The 21566-nt window shown below is 63.6% G+C and carries 22 protein-coding genes; 10 read left to right on the top strand and 12 right to left on the bottom strand.

Annotation, left to right across the window (positions count from 1 at the left end):
* Nucleotides 1-10: 10 nt before the first annotated feature.
* From GLR48_RS12070 to GLR48_RS12060, 3 genes are read right to left on the bottom strand one after another with little or no spacing between them, the layout of a single operon-like run.
* Nucleotides 11-772: a potassium channel family protein gene (locus tag GLR48_RS12070; protein ID WP_237061739.1), complete on the bottom strand. Its 762-nt coding sequence runs from the start codon at nt 770-772 to the stop codon at nt 11-13.
* Complete coding sequence (locus GLR48_RS12065; protein ID WP_237061736.1) at nt 765-1145, bottom strand: DoxX family membrane protein; 381 nt, start codon at nt 1143-1145, stop codon at nt 765-767. The genes GLR48_RS12070 and GLR48_RS12065 overlap by 8 nt, the downstream gene beginning before the upstream one ends.
* Complete coding sequence (locus GLR48_RS12060; RefSeq protein WP_237061734.1) at nt 1142-2089, bottom strand: DUF808 domain-containing protein; 948 nt, start codon at nt 2087-2089, stop codon at nt 1142-1144. The genes GLR48_RS12065 and GLR48_RS12060 overlap by 4 nt, the downstream gene beginning before the upstream one ends.
* A 114-nt stretch (nt 2090-2203) precedes the next feature.
* Here GLR48_RS12060 and GLR48_RS12055 point away from each other — a divergent pair, with 114 nt between their 5' ends.
* The 4 genes from GLR48_RS12055 to GLR48_RS12040 all read left to right on the top strand — a co-directional run bounded on the left by GLR48_RS12055 (nt 2204) and on the right by GLR48_RS12040 (nt 4231).
* Entirely contained in the window at nt 2204-2347 is a 144-nt protein-coding gene (locus GLR48_RS12055; RefSeq protein WP_237061732.1) for a hypothetical protein, read from the top strand.
* Between the two features lie 88 nt (nt 2348-2435).
* Nucleotides 2436-3437: a type I glyceraldehyde-3-phosphate dehydrogenase gene (gap, locus tag GLR48_RS12050; protein ID WP_237061730.1), complete on the top strand. Its 1002-nt coding sequence runs from the start codon at nt 2436-2438 to the stop codon at nt 3435-3437.
* Between the two features lie 116 nt (nt 3438-3553).
* On the top strand, nt 3554-3949 hold the full coding sequence (locus GLR48_RS12045) for an STAS/SEC14 domain-containing protein (RefSeq protein WP_237061728.1): 396 nt from the start codon (nt 3554-3556) through the stop codon (nt 3947-3949).
* A 123-nt stretch (nt 3950-4072) separates the two neighbouring features.
* The gene (locus GLR48_RS12040) at nt 4073-4231 is read left to right on the top strand and encodes a hypothetical protein (RefSeq protein WP_237061726.1); all 159 of its coding nucleotides are present in this window, start codon (nt 4073-4075) and stop codon (nt 4229-4231) included.
* Between the two features lie 32 nt (nt 4232-4263).
* On the opposite strand, the gene GLR48_RS12035 is transcribed toward GLR48_RS12040, so the two are convergent.
* From GLR48_RS12035 to GLR48_RS12020, 4 genes are all read right to left on the bottom strand, one after another.
* Nucleotides 4264-5031 (bottom strand): extensin-like domain-containing protein, encoded by a 768-nt coding sequence (locus GLR48_RS12035; RefSeq protein WP_237061725.1) that lies wholly within the window; start codon nt 5029-5031, stop codon nt 4264-4266.
* A gap of 100 nt (nt 5032-5131) precedes the next feature.
* Nucleotides 5132-5635 (bottom strand): pantetheine-phosphate adenylyltransferase, encoded by a 504-nt coding sequence (gene coaD / locus GLR48_RS12030; protein ID WP_237061722.1) that lies wholly within the window; start codon nt 5633-5635, stop codon nt 5132-5134.
* Nucleotides 5636-5731: 96 nt separating this feature from the next.
* Nucleotides 5732-6166, bottom strand: coding sequence for a CBS domain-containing protein (locus GLR48_RS12025; RefSeq protein ID WP_237061720.1), 435 nt, complete (start codon nt 6164-6166; stop codon nt 5732-5734).
* Between the two features lie 33 nt (nt 6167-6199).
* A complete protein-coding gene (locus GLR48_RS12020; protein ID WP_272911402.1) occupies nt 6200-7093 on the bottom strand; it encodes a LysR family transcriptional regulator in 894 nt (297 codons plus the stop codon).
* Nucleotides 7094-7196: 103 nt separating this feature from the next.
* Here GLR48_RS12020 and GLR48_RS12015 point away from each other — a divergent pair, with 103 nt between their 5' ends.
* The 5 genes from GLR48_RS12015 to GLR48_RS11995 all read left to right on the top strand — a co-directional run bounded on the left by GLR48_RS12015 (nt 7197) and on the right by GLR48_RS11995 (nt 13004).
* Nucleotides 7197-8696, top strand: coding sequence for a CoA-acylating methylmalonate-semialdehyde dehydrogenase (locus GLR48_RS12015; protein WP_237061716.1), 1500 nt, complete (start codon nt 7197-7199; stop codon nt 8694-8696).
* A gap of 290 nt (nt 8697-8986) precedes the next feature.
* Nucleotides 8987-10126, top strand: coding sequence for an acyl-CoA dehydrogenase family protein (locus GLR48_RS12010; protein WP_237061713.1), 1140 nt, complete (start codon nt 8987-8989; stop codon nt 10124-10126).
* Nucleotides 10123-11157: an enoyl-CoA hydratase/isomerase family protein gene (locus tag GLR48_RS12005; RefSeq protein ID WP_237061711.1), complete on the top strand. Its 1035-nt coding sequence runs from the start codon at nt 10123-10125 to the stop codon at nt 11155-11157. The genes GLR48_RS12010 and GLR48_RS12005 overlap by 4 nt, the downstream gene beginning before the upstream one ends.
* Nucleotides 11158-11160: 3 nt before the next feature.
* Nucleotides 11161-12030 carry a 3-hydroxyisobutyrate dehydrogenase gene (gene mmsB, locus GLR48_RS12000; RefSeq protein ID WP_237061709.1) on the top strand — a complete coding sequence of 290 codons (870 nt, stop codon included), beginning with the start codon at nt 11161-11163 and terminating at the stop codon, nt 12028-12030.
* Nucleotides 12031-12110: 80 nt separating this feature from the next.
* Complete coding sequence (locus tag GLR48_RS11995; RefSeq protein WP_237061707.1) at nt 12111-13004, top strand: hypothetical protein; 894 nt, start codon at nt 12111-12113, stop codon at nt 13002-13004.
* A 122-nt stretch (nt 13005-13126) separates the two neighbouring features.
* On the opposite strand, the gene uvrA is transcribed toward GLR48_RS11995, so the two are convergent.
* Nucleotides 13127-16006 (bottom strand): excinuclease ABC subunit UvrA, encoded by a 2880-nt coding sequence (gene uvrA / locus GLR48_RS11990; protein WP_237061701.1) that lies wholly within the window; start codon nt 16004-16006, stop codon nt 13127-13129.
* Nucleotides 16007-16477: 471 nt separating this feature from the next.
* On the opposite strand from uvrA, the gene GLR48_RS11985 reads away from it, so the two are divergent.
* Nucleotides 16478-16942, top strand: a complete 465-nt coding sequence (locus GLR48_RS11985) for a hypothetical protein (RefSeq protein WP_237061698.1) — start codon at nt 16478-16480, stop codon at nt 16940-16942.
* Nucleotides 16943-16987: 45 nt separating this feature from the next.
* Here GLR48_RS11985 and lpdA read toward each other — a convergent pair whose 3' ends face one another.
* The 4 genes from lpdA to queA all read right to left on the bottom strand — a co-directional run bounded on the left by lpdA (nt 16988) and on the right by queA (nt 21550).
* The gene (gene lpdA / locus GLR48_RS11980) at nt 16988-18388 is read right to left on the bottom strand and encodes a dihydrolipoyl dehydrogenase (RefSeq protein WP_237061696.1); all 1401 of its coding nucleotides are present in this window, start codon (nt 18386-18388) and stop codon (nt 16988-16990) included.
* Nucleotides 18389-18463: 75 nt separating this feature from the next.
* Nucleotides 18464-19045 carry a DUF924 family protein gene (locus GLR48_RS11975; protein ID WP_237061693.1) on the bottom strand — a complete coding sequence of 194 codons (582 nt, stop codon included), beginning with the start codon at nt 19043-19045 and terminating at the stop codon, nt 18464-18466.
* A 66-nt stretch (nt 19046-19111) separates the two neighbouring features.
* A complete protein-coding gene (locus tag GLR48_RS11970) occupies nt 19112-20398 on the bottom strand; it encodes an MFS transporter (RefSeq protein WP_237061691.1) in 1287 nt (428 codons plus the stop codon).
* Between the two features lie 93 nt (nt 20399-20491).
* The gene (queA, locus tag GLR48_RS11965) at nt 20492-21550 is read right to left on the bottom strand and encodes a tRNA preQ1(34) S-adenosylmethionine ribosyltransferase-isomerase QueA (RefSeq protein ID WP_237061689.1); all 1059 of its coding nucleotides are present in this window, start codon (nt 21548-21550) and stop codon (nt 20492-20494) included.
* Nucleotides 21551-21566 lie beyond the last annotated feature (16 nt).

The following is a 21566-nucleotide window of genomic DNA, read 5'->3' as shown; positions in this document are numbered from 1 at the left end:
CCTATGCCCGTCACACTGCGCCGTCGTATTCGATATGCACGACATCGCCGCAATGCTTGCAATGCACCGCGTCCCGGTCGTGTTTAAGAAGGCCGCAGTTCGGACACTCAAAACGGACCTTGTAGGGCCGGAACAGCACCTGGGCCAGTTGCAGAAAGAGTGTGACGCCGAAGATCATCACGAAGACCGACAGCAGCCGTCCCCACAGTCCCACGGCCACGATGTCGCCAAAGCCCGTCGTGGTCAGGGTCGACATGGTGAAATAGAAGGCATCGGCGTAATTTCCGACCTTGTCGTTCACCCGCACCTGACTGGCATAGATCAGGCCGGTCATCACGAAGACGAAGACGCCGAGGTTGATGACGGCAAGGAACACGTCCTCGTTCCGGCGGAAGTAGTCGAAATCGGACCGCAGGCGGTGCAGCGTCTCGTAGCTTTTCAGCAGGCGCAGGGTGCGCAACACGCGCAAAAAGCCCAGACCGTTGACCAGCAGCGGCCCAAGGAAGCTGAGCACCGCCACGATGTCCGCCCATGTGGACAGCCGGGTCAGGGCCTGCTTCCAGTTGGGCTCCAGCCAGGCGCGGACGGCGAAATCCAGCAGGATGACGACGCCGAAGGCCAGATCGCACCACAGCAGCCAGTCGGTATGCGCGATGAAGGATGTGGCGATCACATAGGCCAGCGTCAGCAGGTCGAAGGCCAGCAGGGTATAGCGGAACCAGACGGCAGCGTCGCTGTCGCCTTCGTAAAGGGCGCGGATGGTGTCACGCATCGGGTCTGACGGCCCAGCGCCCTGACCCCGCCACGGCCAGGGCCAGACAACCGCCGGCGATGGCCCAGTTCTTGACGAAGATGGTCATCTGCCACGGATCGCCCGTGGTCAGAAAGACGTTCAGGTGAAAGAAGCTGGTCACCGCGCAATAGGCCGCCGCCGTGACGGCCACGGGCCGGACGGCGACACCCGCCCACAAGGCAAGCCCCGCCACAGCATCATAGACAAGTGCAGGCCAGACCAATGCATAGGGCAGCCCCAGACCGACCAGCAGCGCACCCGCATCACCGGGGCTGAGCGTCTTCTGCACCGCCCCGCCCACCAGCAGGGCGCCGATCAGAAGGCGAGCGAGCAAAAGCGCCAGATTGGTCATGCGGGCCGCACGACACGGTAGAGCGGCGCGATGACGAAGTTCACCAGCGGGATGATCAGCAGGCCCAGGACAAGGCCCAGCACGCCATCACAGGCGGCGGTCACGATCCATTCCACGGCAGCGACGTAGGCGTCCGACACGTTGTGCGCGACGGCAACTGCCCAGCCGTGCACGACCTCTTCTGGCGCGTGCCAGCCCAACTGGCCCAATCCGTGCACGATGATCTGACCGCCGACCCACAGCATCGCGGCGGTGCCGACCCATGTCAGCACGAAAAGGAACGTTGGCATCCACTTGACGATACCATGTCCCAGCGCCCGCGTGATGCCCAGCCGACCCTTGTTCGCCATCATCAGCCCCAAGTCGTCCGCCTTCACGATCAGCGCCACGGCGCCGTAGACGACGACCGTGATGCCGATGCCGACGATGGCCAGCACCGCCGCCTGCAGCCAGATGCTGGGCGCGGTGATCGCGGCCAGAGAGATCGTCATGATCTCGGCGCTCAGGATGAAGTCGGTCTTGATCGCGCCCTTGACCTTCTGTTCTTCCAGATGGGCGGGGTCGCCGGTTGCCTTGGAATGGGCCTGCTTGTGCTGAAAGGCGTGGAGGATCTTCTCTGCCCCCTCGAAACACAGGTAGGCGCCGCCCAGCATCAGAAGCGGCGGGATCGCCCATGGCGCAAAGGCGGACAGCAGCAGGGCGATCGGCAGCAGGATCACCAGCTTGTTGAAGAACGATCCCCGCGCGATCTTCCACACGATGGGCAGCTCGCGGGCGGGGGCGAAGCCTTGGACGTATTTCGGGCTGACGGCGGCATCGTCGATGACGGCACCCGCCGCCTTGGCACCCGCCTTGGCCGACTGCCCGATCACGTCGTCCACGCTGGCCGCCGCCACCTTGGCAATCGCTGCCACGTCGTCCAGCAGGGCCAGCAAACCGCTCATGTTCGTTCCTTCCAAATCATTCCGATGCAACCTAGGCCAACCGGCCCGCACCGCAACCCTGCGGGGCTGCTTTGATGGCTAGGCAGCGCTGGTCCGAGCGATTAAACAGCCCCCATGACGAACGCCCTTGCCATCGGTCTTGTGATCTTCATCGCCGCGTTCTTTGCGCTGGACCACTTCGTCCTGCACCTTGGCGCGCCGCTGTTTCTGGCACGACAATTCTACGATCTTCTGCAGTGGGTCGCCTTCTGGCGGTGATGCAACGCCCTTGACCTTTGGCGCAAATTCGCAATGTTCGCCGCAAAGCGGCGGACCTGCCGCGTCAACCAGCAATGAGGTAGTCACCATGGCCGTCAAAGTCGCAATCAACGGATTCGGGCGCATCGGGCGCAACGTGCTGCGCGCGATCATCGAATCCGGCCGCACGGATATCGAGGTCGTGGCGATCAACGATCTGGGCCCGGTGGAAACCAACGCTCATTTGCTGCGGTTCGATTCGGTGCACGGCCGCTTTCCGGGCACCGTGACCACGACGACGGACACCATTGATGCCGGTCGCGGCCCGATCCGCGTGACCGCCATGCGCAACCCCGCCGACCTGCCCTGGGGCGACGTGGACATCGTGATGGAATGCACCGGTATCTTCACCTCCAAGGACGCCTGCCAGGCGCACCTTGAAAACGGGTCCAAGCGGGTGCTGATTTCCGCCCCCGGCACCAATGCAGACGCGACCATCGTCTACGGCGTCAACCACGAGACGCTGACGAAGGATGACATCATCGTCTCCAACGCGTCCTGCACGACGAACTGCCTGTCGCCCGTGGCCAAGGTGTTGAACGACGCGGTCGGCATCACCAAGGGCTTCATGACGACGATCCACAGCTATACCGGCGACCAGCCGACGCTGGACACGATGCACAAGGACCTCTACCGCGCCCGCGCTGCCGCTCTGTCGATGATCCCGACCTCGACCGGGGCCGCCAAGGCCGTGGGTCTGGTGCTGCCGGAACTCGACGGCAAGCTGGACGGTGTGGCGATCCGCGTGCCGACGCCGAACGTCTCAGTCGTGGACCTCACGTTCGAATCCAGCCGCGACACCACGGTGCAGGAGATCAACGACGCGATCCGTGCCGCAGCCGACGGCCCTATGAAAGGCATCCTCGCCTATACCGACCTGCCGATGGTGTCCTCGGACTTCAACCACGACCCGGCGTCAAGCACGTTCCACATGGACCAGACCAAGGTGCTGTCCGGCAACATGGTCCGCATCCTGACGTGGTACGATAACGAATGGGGCTTCTCGAACCGGATGTCCGACGTGGCCGTGGCCATGGGCAAGCTGATCTGATCCACCACAATCTGACAACAGTGCAGGGGCCGTCCGTCAGGGGCGGCCCTTTTGCATGCCGGAACCCCGGTGTCTCGGTTGACGTTGATTGCGAAGGCGTAACGAAAGGCCATCCCATGACCACGATCCACGGCGTCGTCCCCCTGCCCACCGATTACGACCATGTCTATGCCTTCGACATCACCGGCAACCTCGATGCGACCGGCATGGGCGAGATGGGGCAGATCCTCAATGCCGCCTTCGACAGCCAGCCGGGCAAGATCAACGTGCTTCTGCGGTTCAAGGATTTCGACGACTCGGACGCCGGTGTCGGCATCAACCTCTCTGCAATCAAGGCGCAGATGCGCAGCCTGACCCATATCGCGCGCTACGCCGTCGTCGGTGCGCCAGAGGGGGCGAGCGGAATGATCAGTTTCTTCAACCATATCATCCCTGTCGATGCCCGCACGTTTGATGCGGCCGAGGAACAAGCCGCGTGGGATTTCGTCAACGTGGCACAGAATGTGGCGTAAATGGGGCGGTGGCCTTGCAGTCTGCGCAAGGGTGCCTTTCGGAACTGTCCGTTGTGCTGCACCGCAGCATAGCTAGATTGGGGTCAAGAGGAGCGCACATGAAGCCCCCGAAAGGAGCACGCCATGACCCTGATCGAGACCATTCGCCAGACCATCGCCAAACGGGCCGTTTACGCGCGCACGAAGGCTGAAATCGAATCCATGCCGCTGGATGTGGCGCTTGACCTCAACATCCACCGCGACGACGCCGCCAAGATCGCGTGGCAGGCCGTCTACGGCTGACCCCCTCGTTCCATCCGACGCCACCGGGGCGGCTACTGGCACAGCCGGTAGCCGCCCTTTCTGTCTCTGATGTCCAGATGCAGATGCTCTGCGTGTGACGGATCGCTGCCCGGCCCGAGAACGGTCGTGAAATCGAGGCAGGCCGCACCACGCACGGCGCGTTGAAACGCCTCCTCCAGGTCGCCCTCGTCCTGACGCGGCAGAACCGGCAGGGTGGTGCCATCCTGAAAGGTGAAGGACATGACGTCGAAGGCGTTGCCGAAGGCGTGTTCCGACAGCAGCCCGTCGGGGCGATTGTTCCGCCTGCGACAGTCATAGGTCGATCCCGGCGCCAGCGCCGTCACCGGGCCATGCCCCAGACGCGCCGCCGCAGGCTGCACGAAATCCGCCAGCCAGCCGGCAAGTCCCGCCGCCAGATCACAGCGCATCGGGGCAGCGCCACCGATTGTGACATCACCGAAGGCCGTCACGCTGACCGGATTGACGATCCCGCAATCGCGGTCGTCTGGCTCCGTCAGGGGTACGGGGCGGCTGAAAACGGTGCCGCGAGCCGTCAAGTCAGCCAGACAAGCCTTCAAGGCGGGCGGCGTTTCCGCGAGCGTGTCCCGAATGGCGGGTGCGGGTTCAGGTGCCGTGGTGTCCGGTGGCGCAGCACGATCGGGCGCCGCCGCGTCCGCCGGCGGCGGTGTGCTGGCCTGCGGTCTGGCAACGGGGCGCGGGATCGAGGGCGCCTCCTGCGCTGATGCCCCCTGCCCGCACAGCACAAGGCCGATCATCAGCAAGAGCGCTGCACGCGTCATGGGCACGCCGTCTCTCGCGGCAAAGGCTGTGCGGGTCTTGTCATCGGTGCAGCCTCTCCCTTGGCCGGGACAGACTCCGCGGTGACGACAGCGGTTCCGCTCAGGCCTTCGACGAGAGCAGTTTTTCGCGCAGGGCCTGATCGACGGCAGGGGTGACGAACTTGGACACGTCGCCGCCCAGACGGGCGATTTCCTTGACCAGTTTCGACGCGATCGCCTGATTTTTCGCGTCCGCCATCAGGAATACCGTCTCGACCGAGTTATCCAGACTGCGGTTCATGCCGACCATCTGGAATTCATATTCGAAATCGGCGACCGCGCGCAGACCGCGGATGATGACACCGGCGCCCACGTCGCGGGCACAGTGGATCAGCAGGTTCTCGAACGGATGGACCACGATCTCGGTCCCCAGCGGTTCGCCCAGCGGCACGACTTCGGACCGCACCATCTCGACCCGTTCTTCCAGATCGAACAGCGGTCCCTTGTCGCGGTTGATCGCGACGCCGATCACCAGCTTGTCGACCAGCGAGCAGGCGCGCCGCACGATGTCGATATGCCCGTGAGTGACGGGATCGAAGGTGCCGGGATAAAGTCCGATACGCATGGGCGGCCTCGCAAGTTTATGTCGCAGGCGCAGCAGAACCGCATTTCCGCCGCGACCGCAAGACCGGGTCGTGCGTCAGAAGTTCAGTTCACGGGGTCAGTGCCCCATGATCATCCCTTCAAGGGCCGACTTCTCCATCGCGAGTTCGGACAGGCGTGCCTTGACCACGTCGCCAATGGAAATCAGGCCGATCATGGCGTCGTTTTCCATCACCGGCAGGTGGCGGAACCGGCCGTCGGTCATGGTCTGCATGACCTGCACATCGCTGTCGTCGCCGGTGCAGGTGGTGATTTTCGATGTCATGAGGGTCGACACGGCACTGTCCAGACAGGTGGCACCGGTCTTGCCGATCTGACGGACGATGTCACGCTCTGACAGGATACCGGTCAGGGCCTTGCCATCCTGGCTCACGACCACGGTGCCAATCCGGTTTTCCGACATGATCCGCGCCGCCTCTGACACCAGTGCCTCTGGCTTGACCCAGAACATCCCCTGCGACGCCTTGGACCCCAGAATCTGTTTTACGAGCATGACTTTTCTCCCTCATGACATATTCTCAGCGTTTCAGACCGCCGCGGCATCTGTCAAGGATTCCAGCCGTGCGACCTCGGCGCGCAACCCTTCGGTCAGGGCGGCGGCAAAGCGTTGCAGGCGGTCCGACTGCCGGTCCGCCGTGTGCCGGACGAGGTAGAAGGACCGCGTCAGCGACACGGCCTGCGTCAGCACGCGTCGCACCTCTGGCGCGAAGGGCAGTGCGAAGTCATGGGCGATGCCGACCCCTGCCCCCGCCCGCAGCATCTGGACCTGCACGCTGACCGAGTTGCTGGCCATCTGCACGCCGTCCGTGGCCAGATCGCCCATGTAGTCGAGGGCCGCATCAAAGATCATGTCTGGAATATAGCCCACGACCGGACGCCCCCGCAGATCGGCGAGGGTTCCCGGCACGGCAAAGTCGCGGTGTTGCGCCAGATGCAGACGGTAGTCGGTGATCTTCTGCACGGTCAGGCGCCCGGCCTCCGGCGGGCTGACGGTGACGGCCATGTCCGCTTCGCGCCGGGACAGGTTTACGACGCGCGGCAAGGCGAGGATCTGCACCTCCAGCTCCGGGTTGTCGGCCTGGATTGCCGCACAGACCTGCGGCAGCAGGAAGTTCGCGCAGCCGTCCGGCGCGCCGATGCGGATCTGACCGGCCAGACCGCTGCTGGGGCTTTGCCCCATGTCGGCGGCGGCGGTCAGCGCGGTTTCCGCGACCGCCGCCGCCTCTGTCATGCGCGCGCCAAGGTCGGTCACCGCGTAGCCCTGCGGTGATTTCACGAAGAGCGCGGCGCCCACCGCAGATTCAAGCCGCGCGATGCGGCGGCCCAGCGTGGCCGGGTCCATGCGCAGCACCGGCGCCGCCCCGGACAGCCCGCCGGCCCGCGCCACCGCGAGAAAGATCCGCATGTCGTCCCAGTTCATCACCGCGCACACCCTTGCATTCTTGCAAAACAACTTTGGGATATTGGCGCTTTTGACCGCAAAAATGCAAGGCTATGATGTTGCCAACCTTAAGGAGGATCCGATGAAAGACCTGACCCATTACATCAACGGTGAGCATGTCGCCGGCACGTCCGGCCGCTTTGCCGATGTCTATAACCCCGCCACGGGCGAAGTGCAGGCGCGCGTGCCGCTGGCGAACGCCGCCGACCTTGATACGGCCGTGAAAGCCGCCGAGGCGGCCCAGCCGAAGTGGGCCGCCGTCAATCCGCAGCGCCGTGCCCGCGTGATGATGAAATTCGTCGATCTGCTGCACCGCGACATGGACAAGCTGGCCGAGGCGCTGTCCCGCGAGCACGGCAAGACCTTGCCAGACGCCGCAGGCGACGTGCAGCGGGGGCTTGAGGTCGTCGAATACTGCATCGGCGCACCGCAGCTGCTGAAAGGCGAGTTCACCGACGGCGCAGGCCCCGGCATCGACATGTATTCCATGCGCCAACCCCTTGGCGTTTCTGCCGGAATCACGCCGTTCAACTTTCCCGCCATGATCCCGATGTGGATGTTCGCCCCCGCGATCGTCTGCGGCAACGCCTTCATCCTGAAGCCGTCTGAACGTGACCCCTCGGTCCCCCTGATGCTGGCTGAACTGCTGGAAGAAGCGGGCCTGCCCAAGGGCATCATCCAGGTCGTCAACGGCGACAAGGAATCGGTCGACGCGATCCTCGACCACCCGGTGATTCAGTCGATCGGCTTCGTGGGCTCCACCCCCATCGCGGAATACATCTATGGCCGCGGCTGTTCCAACGGCAAGCGCGTGCAGTGCTTTGGCGGCGCCAAGAACCACATGATCATCATGCCCGACGCGGACATGGATCAGGCCGCCGACGCACTGATCGGCGCGGGCTACGGGGCTGCTGGCGAACGTTGCATGGCGATTTCCGTCGCGGTGCCCGTCGGTGAGGAAACGGCAAACAAGCTGATCGAGAAGCTGAAGCCGCGCATCGACGCGCTGAAGGTCGGCCCCTACACCGGCGGCAAGGATGTGGACTACGGCCCCGTCGTCACCGCCGCCGCCAAGGCGAACATCCTGAAACTGATCGAATCCGGTGTCGCACAGGGTGCCGAACTGGTCGTCGATGGCCGCGATTTCAACCTGCAGGGTTACGAGGACGGCTTCTTTGTCGGCCCGCACCTCTTCGACCGCGTGACCAAGGACATGGACATCTACCAGAAGGAAATCTTCGGTCCCGTCCTCTCCGTCGTGCGTGCCAACGACTACGAAGAAGCGCTGGGTCTGGCGATGGATCACGAGATGGGCAACGGCACCGCGATCTTTACCCGCGATGGCGATGCCGCGCGTGACTTCGCGTCCCGCGTCAATGTCGGCATGATCGGCATCAACGTACCGATCCCGGTGCCGCTGGCCTACCACACCTTTGGCGGGTGGAAGAAATCCGTCTTTGGTGACCTGAACCAGCACGGCCCCGATGCGTTCAAGTTCTACACCCGTACCAAGACGGTCACGTCGCGCTGGCCCTCGGGCATCAAGGACGGTGCGGCCTTCAACTTCAAGCCGATGGACTGACACCAATGGCGCGCGGTTTACAACCGCGCGTTAATCTCGGGCTGCGATGTATTTTGCGTCGCAGCCCGAAACTTTGGCGCGGCCTGCGACGTGACTGCCATACGAAACACGTGCCGCAGGGCATTGCCCCGCGCCAGAGTTCGGTCGTCGTGTCGGTTGCCCCCAATGCAGCCAGAGGACCGGGTGGCCCGCATCCGTCCCCCGTTCGGATGCGGGCTTTATCGTTTTGACAATCACACCTCGGACCGCCATGATTTTATGAACGAGCGTTCAATTCAGGGGGGAGTCTGATGGACTTCGCACTCAGCGACGAACAGACCGCCATCTTCGACATGGCGCAGGCCTGCGGGGCCGAACACATCGCCCCCTTCGCCCGCCAGTGGGAAAAGGACGGCGTGATCCCCAAGGACCTGTGGCCAAAACTGGCGGAGCTTGGGTTCGGCGGCCTCTACGTCTCCGAAGACGCAGGCGGCACCGCCCTCACCCGCCTTGATGCCACACTGGTGTTCGAGGCGCTGTCGATGGCCTGCCCGTCGGTCGCGGCGTTCCTGTCGATCCACAACATGTGCGCTCGGATGATCGACCAGTTCGGATCGGAGGAGATGAAGGCGCGCCTGCTGCCGGGCGCCCTGAGCATGAAAACCGTTCTGTCCTACTGCCTGACCGAACCCGCCAGCGGGTCTGACGCGGCAGCATTGAAGACCAAGGCCACGCGCACGAATGCAGGCTACGCCCTGACAGGCACCAAGGCCTTCATCTCGGGCGGCGGCTATTCTGACGCCTATATCGTCATGGCCCGCAGCGGCGACGTGGGGCCGAAAGGCATCAGCGCCTTCGTCGTCATGGATGGCGCGGCGGGGCTGAGTTTCGGCGGACTGGAGGACAAAATGGGCTGGCGCAGTCAGCCGACCCGCCAAGTGCAGTTGGACGATTGCAACATTTCCACCGATGATCTGCTGGGGGAAGAGGGTAAGGGTTTCACATATGCGATGAAGGGCCTTGACGGCGGTCGTCTCAACATCGCCGCCTGCTCGCTGGGGGCCGCGCAATCGGCCTTGGATCAGACGCGCGCCTACATGGCCGACCGCAAGGCCTTCGGCAAATCCATCGACCAGTTTCAGGCGCTGCAATTCCGCCTTGCCGATATGGAGATCGCCCTGCAATCGGCCCGCATCTTCCTGCGGCAGGCCGCATGGAAGCTCGACACCGGCGCGCCCGACGCCACCCGGTTTTGCGCCATGGCGAAAAAACTGGTGACGGAAACCGGGTCAAAGGTCGCAGACCAATGCCTGCAATTGCACGGCGGCTACGGCTACCTTGCCGACTACGGGATCGAGAAGATCGTCCGCGACCTGCGCGTCCACCAGATCCTGGAAGGCACGAACGAGATCATGCGCCTGATCGTCGCCCGCGACATGGTCGGCGCATGACCGATATCGCGATCCGCACCGAAGGCCGCGCCGGTCGCATCACCCTGACCCGCGCAGGCGCACTGAACGCGCTGACCTGGGACATGGTGCGCCGGATCGAGGATGCCCTGACCGCCTGGCGCCATGACGATGCCGTGGCGCTGGTCATCATCGACGCCGCCGGACCAAAGGCGTTTTGCGCGGGCGGTGACATCGCCGAGATGTATGCGACCGGCACCGCCGGCGATTACGGCTATGGCCGCCGCTTCTGGCGCGACGAATACCGCGTCAACGCGATGATCGCAGGCTATGACAAACCGATCGTCGCGTTCATGCAGGGCTTTGTCATGGGCGGCGGCGTGGGGATCGGCTGCCACGCCCGCCACCGCATCGTTTGCGACACGACGCGCGTCGCATTGCCCGAATGTGGCATCGGCCTTGTCCCCGACGTCGGCTCCTCCCTCCTTCTGGCCCGCGCGCCGGGACGGCTGGGGGAATACCTCGGGCTGACGGGGGACCGGATGGACGCGGGCGACGCGATCCATGCCGGCTTTGCCGATGTCATGGTCCCGCAGGACCAGTGGCCCGCGCTGATCGACAGCCTTTGTGCGACTGGCGAGACAGACACCATCGCGGGGGCCGCACGGCCCGCGCCGCAGTCAAAGCTGGCCGCGTGGCAGGGCGACATCGACCGGGTCTTTGCCGCCCCGGACCTCGCGACCATCCGCAGCCAGCCCGAAGCCGTGCCGCCCGCCCCCATCGCCCACGCGCTGGCGTTGATGGACCGCAACGCCCCCCTGTCGATGGCCTGCGCGCTGCACATCATCCGCGCCGTCCGCGACACGCCCACGATCCACACCGCCCTTGCCCAGGAATTCCGCTTTACCTTCCGCAGCATGGAACAGGCGGATTTCCTCGAAGGGATCCGCGCAGCACTCATCGACCGCGACCGAACCCCACACTGGCAGCACGGCGACTGGAATGTCCCCGCCGCCCAGATTGCCGCCCTGACCGCCCCCCTCGGGCCTGACGCCCTCACTCCGGAGACCTGACACATGAAGATCGCATTCATCGGCCTTGGCAACATGGGCGCGCCCATGGCGGCGAACCTGATCAAGGCGGGCCACGACGTGACCGGCTTTGACACCTTGGCAAAACCGGACGGCCTGACCATGGCCGACAGCGCCGCTGCCGCGGCACAAGGGGCCGATGTCGTCATCACCATGCTGCCGAACGGTGCCATCCTGCGCACCGTCGCGGCCGAGATTCACCCGGCGATGCAGCCGGGTGCTGTCCACCTCGACTGTTCCACCGTCGATGTCGAATCCGCCCGCTTCGTCGCACAAGCGGCGGAGGAAGCTGGACTTTCCGCCATCGACGCCCCCGTGTCCGGTGGTATCGGCGGGGCCACGAACGGCACGCTGACCTTCATGGCGGGCGGATCGCAGGCGGCGTTCGAGACCTGCAAGCCGCTGTTCGACGTGATGGGGCAGAAGGTCGTGCATTGCGGCGATGCGGGCAACGGTCAGGCCGCCAAGATCTGCAACAACATGATCCTCGGCGTCACCATGATCGCCACCTGCGAAGCGTTCAACCTCGCCGACCGCCTCGGCCTCGACCGGCAGGCGATGTTCGACGTGGTCAGCACCTCTTCGGGGTCAAGCTGGAGCATGAATGCCTATTGCCCGGCCCCCGGCGTCGGCCCGACCTCACCCGCCGACAACGACTACAAGCCCGGTTTCGCGGCGGACCTGATGCTGAAGGACTTGACGCTGGCACAGGCGGCCGCAAGCGCCTGCGACGCCGACACGCCGCTGGGCGAGGCGGCGCGCGCGCTTTACGACCGTTTCGTCAACAGAGAGGACGGCGCGGGTCGCGACTTTTCGGCCATGCTGCCGCGGTTCAGCGGAAGGTCGCGCGGATAAGCGCCGATCATCGCGATGTGACCGGAACGGCAGGACCCGCTCGTTCGTTTTTCAGGTGAAACCGACAAAAGGTCATCACCATGAAACTTCTTATTACATCTGTTGCCGTTGCCGCCCTGCTTGCCCTGCCCGCCATGGCGGACGCGCAAGGCAAGGGGAACGGCAAAGGCAACGGCAAGGGCCATGTCGTGCAGAACGCCGGCAATGGTCATGGCAACGGAAACGGCCATGGAAACAGCAACGGCAAGAAAGCCGACAAGGACAATAAGGGCGATCGCGGCAACGATCGTGCGGCAGAGGATGCAGGTCGTCGCAACGACGCCGGGCACGCCAACCCCCGCAAGAGTAACGACGTCACGGACGCGCTCTTGCGTACCGTGACCGGCCTGACGGCGGCAAACGGCGTCATCTATCTGACGCCCGATGTCGATTTCGCGACGATCACCGACGAGGATCTGCAATCCATCGCCAACTGCCCGCCGGGTCTGGCGAAAAAGGATCCGCCCTGTGTCCCGCCGGGCCTTGCCAAAAAGGGCGTCGGTTTCAACGACTGGGCCAGCTATGACCAACAGGCCCTGCGCGGCCTGCTCGACGACCGTTTCACCGATGTCCCGACGGTGAACACGACCGTGCCGCTGGATCTGACGCAAGAGCGCATCGCCGATATCTTCGGCCTCGCACCTGCCCCGGATGGCTATCGCTACGCCGTCATCGACGGACGCCCCGTGCAGTTGAATGATGCGGATTATAACCGCCTTCTGACGCTCAACAGCCTGGCCGAGCGTCCCACCCTCGCCGATGGCGTAGTGATCGCCCCCGACGCCGCGCTGACACAGGACCAGTTGGTGACACGCTACGGGCTGCCGGCCCTCGCGGCCGGGCAGAACTATTCGGTGCTGGACAACCAGATCATCGCGCTGCCGGACCAGTCCTATGACATGCTGCAGCTGATCCGCATCCTCGGCGCGGTCTGAAACGGAAAGGGATGCGCGACACATGTGCCGCGCATCCCTTTCATCTGACGAGGTTAACTTCCGCGCCGGTGATTTTGCGAAGCCAAATGCACCTGCGAGGCCCCTGTGGGCGCCGCGCGCGCCTACTCAGCCGCGACGCGTTTGGCCTGCAACATCGGCTTGAGGTAGCGCCCCGTGTGGCTCGCCTCGACCTCGGCGACCTCTTCGGGCGTGCCTTCGGCCACGATCCGGCCACCGCCGTCGCCGCCTTCGGGGCCGATGTCGATCAGGTGGTCCGCCGTCTTGATGACGTCGAGGTTGTGTTCGATCACGACGACCGAATTGCCCTGATCCACCAGTTCGTGCAGCACTTCCAGCAGCTTACGGACGTCCTCGAAGTGCAGACCCGTCGTCGGTTCATCAAGGATATAGAGCGTGCGCCCGGTCGACTGCCGCGCCAGCTCCTTGCTTAGCTTGACCCGCTGCGCCTCGCCGCCCGAGAGCGTCGTCGCCTGCTGGCCGACCTTGATGTAGCCGAGACCGACACGCACCAGGGCGTCCATCTTGGTCCGGATCGAGGGGACGGCGGTAAAGAATTCCTGCGCGTCTTCCACAGTCATATCAAGGACATCGGCGATGCTCTTGCCCTTGAACTTCACCTCCAGCGTTTCGCGGTTGTACCGTGCACCCTTGCAGGTCTCGCAGGTGACATAGACGTCGGGCAGAAAGTGCATCTCGATCTTGATGACGCCGTCGCCCTGACAGGCCTCGCACCGGCCGCCCTTCACGTTGAATGAGAAGCGGCCGGGCTTGTAGCCGCGGGTCTTCGCCTCTGGCAGGCCCGCGAACCAGTCGCGGATCGGGGTAAAGGCGCCGGTATAGGTGGCAGGGTTCGACCGCGGCGTGCGCCCGATGGCGCGCTGGTCGATGTCGATCACCTTGTCGAGGTGCTCGAATCCCTTGATCGTCTCGCACGGCGCGGGCGCCTGCCGCGCGCCGTTCAGCTTCATCGCGGCGTTCTTGAACAGCGTCTCGATCGTCAGCGTCGACTTACCGCCGCCAGAGACACCGGTCACGCAGACGAATTTACCGAGTGGGAAATCTGCCGTGACCTCGTGCAGGTTGTTGCCCGTCGCCTTCACCACGGTCAGCTTCTTGCCATTGCCCTTGCGCCGCGTTGCGGGCACGGAAATCTCGCGCTTGCCGGTCAGGTACATGCCGGTGATGGAGTTCGCATCGGCCATGATCTCGGCCGGCGTGCCCTTGGCGACGACATTGCCGCCGTGGATGCCCGCCCCTGGACCGATATCAAAAACGTAATCCGCCTCTCGGATCGCTTCCTCGTCATGTTCGACGACGATCACCGTGTTGCCCTGATCGCGCAGGTTCTTCAGCGTCGTCAGCAGCCGGTCGTTGTCGCGCTGGTGCAACCCGATGCTGGGTTCGTCCAGCACATAGAGCACGCCTGTCAGACCGGACCCGATCTGTGACGCAAGCCTGATCCGCTGGCTTTCACCACCCGACAAGGTGCCTGCATTCCGCGCCATCGTCAGATAGTTGAGACCGACGTTGTTCAGGAAACCCAGACGCTCTCGGATCTCTTTCAGGATGGCCTTGGCAATCTCGTTCTTCTGCTTGCTCAACTGGTCCGGCACGGCAAGGCACCAGTCATAGGCTTCGGCAATGGACAGCTGCACGATCTGGCCGACGTGCAACCCGCCGATTTTGACCGCAAGGGCCTCTTCGCGCAGGCGGTAGCCTTGGCAGACACCGCAAGGACGGTTGTTCTGGAACTGCTCGAATTCCTCCCGGATCCAGTTGCTGTCGGTCTCGCGGTAGCGGCGTTCCATGTTGGGGATCACGCCCTCGAAGGGACGCGAGACCTGATAGACGCGACCGCCCTCGTCATAGCGGAACTTGATCTCTTCCTTGCCGGACCCGCGCAGAAAGACCTCTTGCACCTTCGGGTCCAGATCTTTCCAGCGGGCGTTCTTGGGAAAGCCGTAGTGCTTGGCAATCGCCTCGATCGTCTGCAGGAAATAGGGCGACTTGCCCTTGCGCCACGGCGCCAGCGCGCCGTCCGCGATTTTCAGAGTGACGTCCGGCACGACGAGTTGTTCGTCAAAGAACAGCTCTACTCCCAAGCCATCGCAGGCCGGACAGGCGCCGACGGGGGCGTTGAAGGAAAACAGCCGCGGTTCGATTTCGGGAATGGTAAAGCCGGACACCGGGCAGGCAAAGTTTTCGGAAAAAGTGATCCGCTCGGGCTCCACGGCCTCGGCACCCTCCTCGCCAGCGGGGGCTGCGATTTCCAGAACGGTGATCCCGTTGGCCAAGTCCAGCGCCGTGCGGAAGGAATCCGCCAAACGCGTTTCCAACCCCTCGCGCACCACGATCCGGTCAACGACGACGTCGATGTCGTGGCGGAATTTCTTGTCCAGCGTGGGCGGCTCGTCGAGTTCATAGAACTGACCGTCCACTTTCACGCGCTGAAAGCCCTGCTTGCGCAGGTCGAGGAATTCCTTGCGATACTCGCCCTTGCGGTCGCGGATGATCGGGGCCAGCAGATAGCCGCGGGTCCCCTCCTCCATCGCCATGACGCGGTCGACCATGTCCTGCACCTGCTGCGCCTCGATGGGCAGGCCTGTTGCGGGGGAATAGGGCGTGCCGGCGCGGGCGAACAGCAGGCGCATGTAGTCATAGATTTCCGTGATCGTGCCGACGGTGGAACGCGGGTTCTTGGAGGTCGTCTTCTGCTCGATCGAGATGGCCGGCGACAGGCCGCTGATGTGATCCACATCCGGCTTTTCCATCATGTCGAGGAACTGCCGTGCGTAGGCGGACAGCGACTCTACATAGCGGCGCTGCCCTTCCGCATAGATCGTGTCGAAGGCCAGCGACGACTTGCCGGACCCCGACAGGCCGGTGATGACCACAAGCTTATCGCGGGGGATATCCACGTCGATGTTCTTGAGGTTGTGTTCGCGCGCGCCGCGGACTTCGATGTTCTTCAGTTCGGCCATATCGTCCCCACAGGCATACCGACCCCTTAGATAGAGGTTTCGCCGGATTTCGCCAGTCCGAGAAATGAACAAAGAATGAACATGCTTTGTTTGTCGCGGAGGATGACGACATTCGGCCTGCCTTATGTCGTCGTCAAAGCCTGAAGAATAGGCAGCCACCTTGCCAGACGGCCCACCACACGTTAAAATTTGGTTAATAGATTTTAATTATTAAATAAACCGGACTTATATGCTGACAGGTGATGTCTCTCTACTCATTGGACCGTGCAACGGCTGTCCTACAGATGCCGTTGCCTGCGCATTGATATCACGCGGTTGATGCGCGCGGTGCCGGAGGAACGATCCTCGTGTTGGCAATGGGACGAACAGTTAAGGCAACGCGAAGGACTGACGAAGATGTCAGTGCGTTTGATTTTTGCCGATCTGGCCGTCTGCCGCAGATCATTTGAAGCGGTCTGGAAAGGATAGGTCATGGACATCACGACAGGCATGACAGCAGCAAATACCGATCCGCGAGAGATCTCGCAGGCCCTTCTGGACCGCACAGGACACGCGATCCTCGACAATGATCCGGATGATTTCGCAGCAAGTTTCATCTATCCGCATACGGTCCACACCTTCGAAGGGCATGTCGTCATCCACAACGTGACAGAGCTGCTGTCGATATTTCATGCGGTACGAGAGACCTACATGAACATGGGGGTGACACTGCTGGAACGGCACTGCACGGCCGCGACGTTCGTCACATCGACGCTGGTGCAATCGCACTACGAAAGCCGCGTACTCTGTGGGTCGCAACTTGTCCTGCGCCCCTTCCCTGCGCTGACTGAACTGCACTTGGCCGAGACTGGATGGCGCGTCGGCAACTGCCAGTATGCCATCGCCGAAGCACCGAAACTGGTGAATGCCCTGATCCATACCCTGCCGCGCAACTGAGGCCTGCAAGATCAGGGTCGGACCTGCGCCCGACCCTGCCCCAACTTACATGTGGATCACGCGATCGAAGGCATCCAGCACGCTTTCGTGCATCATTTCCGAAAGGGTCGGATGCGGGAAGACGGTGTTCATCAGGTCTTCTTCCGTCGTTTCCAGCTGACGGCCGACGACGTAGCCTTGGATCAGTTCTGTCACCTCTGCGCCGACCATGTGGGCGCCCAGCAGCTCTCCGGTCTTGGCGTCGAAGATGGTCTTGATTATGCCTTCGGGTTCGCCCAGCGCGATGGCCTTGCCGTTGCCGATGAAGGGGAACTTGCCGACCTTGATGTCATAGCCGAGCTCCTTGGCTTTCGCCTCGGTATAGCCGACAGAGGCGACCTGCGGATAGCAATAGGTGCAGCCGGCGATGCTTTCGGGTTTGACCGGGTGCGGATGGCCGCCAGCGATCAGTTCGGCTACCATGACGCCCTCATGGCTGGCCTTGTGCGCCAGCCAGGGTGCGCCGGCGATATCGCCGATGGCATAAAGCCCCTCGACCCCGGTGCGGCAGTATTCGTCGGTGATGACATGGGTCCGGTCGATCTTGACGCCCAACGCTTCCAGACCGAGGTTTTCGACATTGCCGACGATACCCACGGCGCTGATGACGGTATCAAAGACCTTCTTCTCGATCTTGCCGCCAACCTCGATATGGGCCGTGACCTTGCCCGCCTTGGGGTCGCGGTCGAGCTGCTTGACGATGGCCTTTTCCATGATCGTCATGCCCTGCTTGACGAACTGCTTCTTGGCAAAGGCGCTGATTTCGGCGTCCTCGACCGGCAGGATGCGGTCCATCACCTCGACCACGGTGGTCTTGGCCCCCATCGTGTTGAAGAAGCTGGCGAATTCAATCCCGATAGCACCGGACCCGATGACCAGCAGGTCCTTTGGCATGCGGGACGCCTTCAGCGCATCCTTGTAGGCCCAGACCAGATCGCCGTCCGCCTCCAGCCCCGGCAGGTTGCGGGCGCGCGCGCCGGTGGCGAGGACGATGTTCTTGGCCGTCAGCTCTTCGGTGCCCTTGTCGGTCTTGACGCTGACCTTGCCCTTGGCAGTGATCGTGGCGGTGCCCATCACGGTCGTGATCTTGTTCTTCTTCATCAGGTGGCCGATGCCGCCCGACAGCTGCCCCGCCACCTTGCGCGACCGTGCCACGACGGCGGCCAAGTCGAAGGAGGGCTTCTCCACGGAGAGGCCGAACTCCTTGGCCCGGTGCATCAGGTGGAACACTTCGGACGACCGCAGCAGCGCCTTGGTCGGGATGCAACCCCAGTTCAGGCAAATCCCGCCCATGTGCTCGCGTTCGACGATCACGACCTTCTGACCCAGTTGGGCGGCACGGATCGCCGCGACATAGCCGCCGGGGCCCGCGCCGATCACGATCACGTCGAAGTTCTGTGCGGCCATGAGGTCTCTCCTGCGGGTCCGTTGAAAACTGGTTTAATACTGAACCATTTCGCGGCCGATGACCAGAGGTGGCAGTCAGGCCGTTTCGGCCTGCACCTGTCGCAGCATCGCACCGTAGCCGCCGTCCTGCATGAAAGTCTGCTCTGCCGCCGTCGTCGGGCGACTCAAGGCCTCGTTGCGGTGCGGAAACCGGCCGAAGTTGCGGATCACCGCACGGTGCGCGCGGGCGTGATCCAGATTGTCGGCGCCGTCATCGGGCATGCGGGCGTGGAACAGGCGGACGGCCCGGTCCTGATCCGCGAGGTTTTCGGAATGCATCAGCGGCAGATAAAAGAATTGCCGCGCCGGCGGGTCGATCCGCAGATCCCAGTCGCGGTCTACGGCCATCTTGGCCGCCGCCCGCGCCAGCGGATCGGTCGAAAACGCCTCGCTGCTGCCGCGGAACATGTTGCGCGGAAACTGGTCGGTCAGGATGATATAGGCCAGCGCCTCGCTCGGGCAGGTCAGCCACAGGCCCAGATGCCCGTCAGCGGCGCGTTCCCACGTCTCTGCAAAGGTCTCGCGGATTTTTGCGTCCAGTGCGTCATCCTGCCGATACCAGTCGGCGGGGGCGACCTCGTCGAGCCAGAAGCTCAGAACATCCTGTGCGGTTTTCATGGCGTTGCGCTCCTCAACCGGCCCGATTTATGACAGAAAAACAGAGCCCCGATCCCATGACAAGCCTTATTCCGCAGCTGTGGCGGGATCCTTCGCAGCCGTGGCCGCGTCGCTGTCGGCGGCGTCGCTATAGACCTCCTGCGCCCACTGGGCCGCGACCGGCGTCGTGGTCATCGGCAAGTTGGCATAGCTGGTGGTATCCAGCGGCATGTCCGCCCGGCTGCGCCGCGTCATCCGGTAGATGCCGTAAAGCCCCACGCCGATCATCAGCACCGACAGGAACACCCAGTATCCGCGCGGCCCCATGCCATCCAGCATGTAACCCAGCGTGATCGGCCCCATGATCGCGCCGACCCCATTGATGAACAAAAGCCCGCCGGATGCGGCGGCCATATCCTCTTTTTCAAGGTAGTCGTTGGTGTAGGCGATCAGCAGCGCGTAAAGCGGGTTCGACGTGCCGCCGACCAGTGCGCCAGAGACGACAGCCAGCGTATAGGAAGCCGGGAAGAAGCCTGCCACCATCGACCCGAAACCGCCCACGAGGGCGACGGCGATGATCAGGATGCGGCGGTCCAGCCGGTCCGAAATCCAGCCGATCGGATATTGCGCCACCAGTGCCGCCAGATAGATCGCCGAAACGAAAAGAGATATCTGCCCGACGCTGAACCCTGCCCGCGCGCCATACACCGCAGACATACCGAACTGCGCCGAAAAGACACCGCCCAACAGGAACATGCCGACCGCGGCCAGTGGCGACGCGCCGATCAACTGCTTGATATTCATCGGCTTGATACGGCCGAAGGCCGGCGTCGGCTTAATCGACAAAAGGATCGGCGCGAAGGCCATCGACACCAGCACCGACGGCACGATGAACAGCACAAAGCCCGACACGTCGCCGCGGGTGATGATGAACTGCGCGGTCACGATGCCCGCCATCTGCACGATCATGTAAAGCGACAGCGCCTGCCCCCGCGTCTCGTTGCTGGAGGCATCGTTCAGCCAGCTTTCCGCCGTCACGTAGACGCCGCAGAAGCAGAACCCGATGACGACGCGGCCCAGCGTCCAAGAGATCGGATCGGCCAGCACCGGATACATGATCAGCACGGCGGAAATGGTCGAACCGAGTGCGGCGAAGACGCGGACGTGCCCGACCCGGCGGATCATCTCTGGCGCCATCTTGGACGCGAACAGGAATCCCACGAAATAGCCCGACATGACGACAGAGAGTTCCAGCGTGCTGAATCCCTCCAACTCTCCGCGCAGGCCCAGCAGGGTGCCTTGCAGACCGTTGCCGATCATCAGCATGAACATGCCAAGGAACAATGCCCAGGAAGAGCCGAGAACCTGTATCATCGCGGGGGGCCTTTCGGGGCTTCGTTCAGGGTCGTCTAACGGTGCAACCCGGTGCCCGTCAGGATGGAAAACGACACGGTCGTGTCGGCTTTGTCACGCATCGCCCTCTGGCAGCAAAAGCGAGGCGTCGCCATAGGAAAAAAAGCGGTATCGGCTGGATATCGCATGTTTGTAAATGTCGCGTATCCGCGCCTGACCCATCACGGCGCTGACCAGCATCATCAGCGTCGATTTCGGCAGGTGGAAATTGGTCATCAGCGCATCGGCGGCCCGGAACCGGAACCCCGGCGTGATAAAGATGTCCGTCGGCCCCTCCCACGGCTGCACGCCAGCGTCGGTCGCCGCTGTCTCGATCAGGCGCAGGGCGGTGGTGCCGACGGGGATGATGCGGCCACCGGCGGCCTTCGTCGCGTTGATCTCCTCCGCCGCCTGCGCGGTCACCTGCCCCCATTCACTGTGCATCCGGTGTTCGCTGATGTCATCGACCTTGACCGGCAGGAAGGTGCCCGCGCCGACGTGCAACGTGACGTGGGTGAACTGCACGCCTTTGGCCGCCAGACGGTCCAGCAGGTCCGCGTCGAAGTGCAGCGAGGCGGTGGGGGCGGCCACGGCGCCCGTGTGCCGCGCCCATGCGGTCTGGTAATCGGTGCGGTCGGCCTCGTCCGCCGGGCGCAGGGCGGCGATATAGGGCGGCAACGGCATGGCGCCCACGCTGTTCAGCGCGGCATCAAACGCGTCGCCGGTCAGGTTGAAGGACAGGATGGCCTGCCCCTCTGCCCGGCCCGTGACGGTGGCGCGCAGGATGTCGCCAAAGACGATCTCCTCGCCGTCGCGGACCTTCTTCAGCGGTTTCAGCAGCGCCATCCAGTGCCCCTCGGGGGTGGGTTGCAGCAGCGTCACCTCGATCCGAGCGGCGGTATCGCCGGCCTCGCCGCTGCGGTGGCGCAGACCGTCCAGACGTGCGGGTATGACGCGGGTGTCGTTCAGGATCAGCCGGTCGCCGGGGCGCAGCCAGTCGCCAAGGTCGGCCACCGTGGCGTCGGTGATCGACGAAGGGGTCGCGACCAGCAAACGCGCCGCGGTGCGGGGCCGTGCGGGGCGCGTGGCGATCAGCCCTTCGGGCAGATCGAAATCGAAGTCCGAGAGTTTCATGTGGCACCCTTTCCGG

It is taken from the genome of Loktanella sp. M215, assembly GCF_021735925.1.
Classification (GTDB): Bacteria; Pseudomonadota; Alphaproteobacteria; order Rhodobacterales; family Rhodobacteraceae; genus Loktanella.
The sequence above is the reverse complement of the archived record's forward strand: the minus strand, read 5'-3'. Positions and strand labels throughout refer to the sequence as shown.

What these genes read in the sequence shown, in the direction of transcription:
- GLR48_RS12070 (WP_237061739.1), bottom strand. Translation starts at nt 772, where the DNA reads ATGCGTGACACCATCCGCGCCCTTTACGAAGGCGACAGCGACGCTGCC.
- GLR48_RS12065 (WP_237061736.1), bottom strand. Translation starts at nt 1,145, where the DNA reads ATGACCAATCTGGCGCTTTTGCTCGCTCGCCTTCTGATCGGCGCCCTG.
- GLR48_RS12060 (WP_237061734.1), bottom strand. Translation starts at nt 2,089, where the DNA reads ATGAGCGGTTTGCTGGCCCTGCTGGACGACGTGGCAGCGATTGCCAAG.
- GLR48_RS12055 (WP_237061732.1), top strand. Translation starts at nt 2,204, where the DNA reads ATGACGAACGCCCTTGCCATCGGTCTTGTGATCTTCATCGCCGCGTTC.
- gap (WP_237061730.1), top strand. Translation starts at nt 2,436, where the DNA reads ATGGCCGTCAAAGTCGCAATCAACGGATTCGGGCGCATCGGGCGCAAC.
- GLR48_RS12045 (WP_237061728.1), top strand. Translation starts at nt 3,554, where the DNA reads ATGACCACGATCCACGGCGTCGTCCCCCTGCCCACCGATTACGACCAT.
- GLR48_RS12040 (WP_237061726.1), top strand. Translation starts at nt 4,073, where the DNA reads ATGACCCTGATCGAGACCATTCGCCAGACCATCGCCAAACGGGCCGTT.
- GLR48_RS12035 (WP_237061725.1), bottom strand. Translation starts at nt 5,031, where the DNA reads ATGACGCGTGCAGCGCTCTTGCTGATGATCGGCCTTGTGCTGTGCGGG.
- coaD (WP_237061722.1), bottom strand. Translation starts at nt 5,635, where the DNA reads ATGCGTATCGGACTTTATCCCGGCACCTTCGATCCCGTCACTCACGGG.
- GLR48_RS12025 (WP_237061720.1), bottom strand. Translation starts at nt 6,166, where the DNA reads ATGCTCGTAAAACAGATTCTGGGGTCCAAGGCGTCGCAGGGGATGTTC.
- GLR48_RS12020 (WP_272911402.1), bottom strand. Translation starts at nt 7,093, where the DNA reads ATGAACTGGGACGACATGCGGATCTTTCTCGCGGTGGCGCGGGCCGGC.
- GLR48_RS12015 (WP_237061716.1), top strand. Translation starts at nt 7,197, where the DNA reads ATGAAAGACCTGACCCATTACATCAACGGTGAGCATGTCGCCGGCACG.
- GLR48_RS12010 (WP_237061713.1), top strand. Translation starts at nt 8,987, where the DNA reads ATGGACTTCGCACTCAGCGACGAACAGACCGCCATCTTCGACATGGCG.
- GLR48_RS12005 (WP_237061711.1), top strand. Translation starts at nt 10,123, where the DNA reads ATGACCGATATCGCGATCCGCACCGAAGGCCGCGCCGGTCGCATCACC.
- mmsB (WP_237061709.1), top strand. Translation starts at nt 11,161, where the DNA reads ATGAAGATCGCATTCATCGGCCTTGGCAACATGGGCGCGCCCATGGCG.
- GLR48_RS11995 (WP_237061707.1), top strand. Translation starts at nt 12,111, where the DNA reads ATGAAACTTCTTATTACATCTGTTGCCGTTGCCGCCCTGCTTGCCCTG.
- uvrA (WP_237061701.1), bottom strand. Translation starts at nt 16,006, where the DNA reads ATGGCCGAACTGAAGAACATCGAAGTCCGCGGCGCGCGCGAACACAAC.
- GLR48_RS11985 (WP_237061698.1), top strand. Translation starts at nt 16,478, where the DNA reads ATGGACATCACGACAGGCATGACAGCAGCAAATACCGATCCGCGAGAG.
- lpdA (WP_237061696.1), bottom strand. Translation starts at nt 18,388, where the DNA reads ATGGCCGCACAGAACTTCGACGTGATCGTGATCGGCGCGGGCCCCGGC.
- GLR48_RS11975 (WP_237061693.1), bottom strand. Translation starts at nt 19,045, where the DNA reads ATGAAAACCGCACAGGATGTTCTGAGCTTCTGGCTCGACGAGGTCGCC.
- GLR48_RS11970 (WP_237061691.1), bottom strand. Translation starts at nt 20,398, where the DNA reads ATGATACAGGTTCTCGGCTCTTCCTGGGCATTGTTCCTTGGCATGTTC.
- queA (WP_237061689.1), bottom strand. Translation starts at nt 21,550, where the DNA reads ATGAAACTCTCGGACTTCGATTTCGATCTGCCCGAAGGGCTGATCGCC.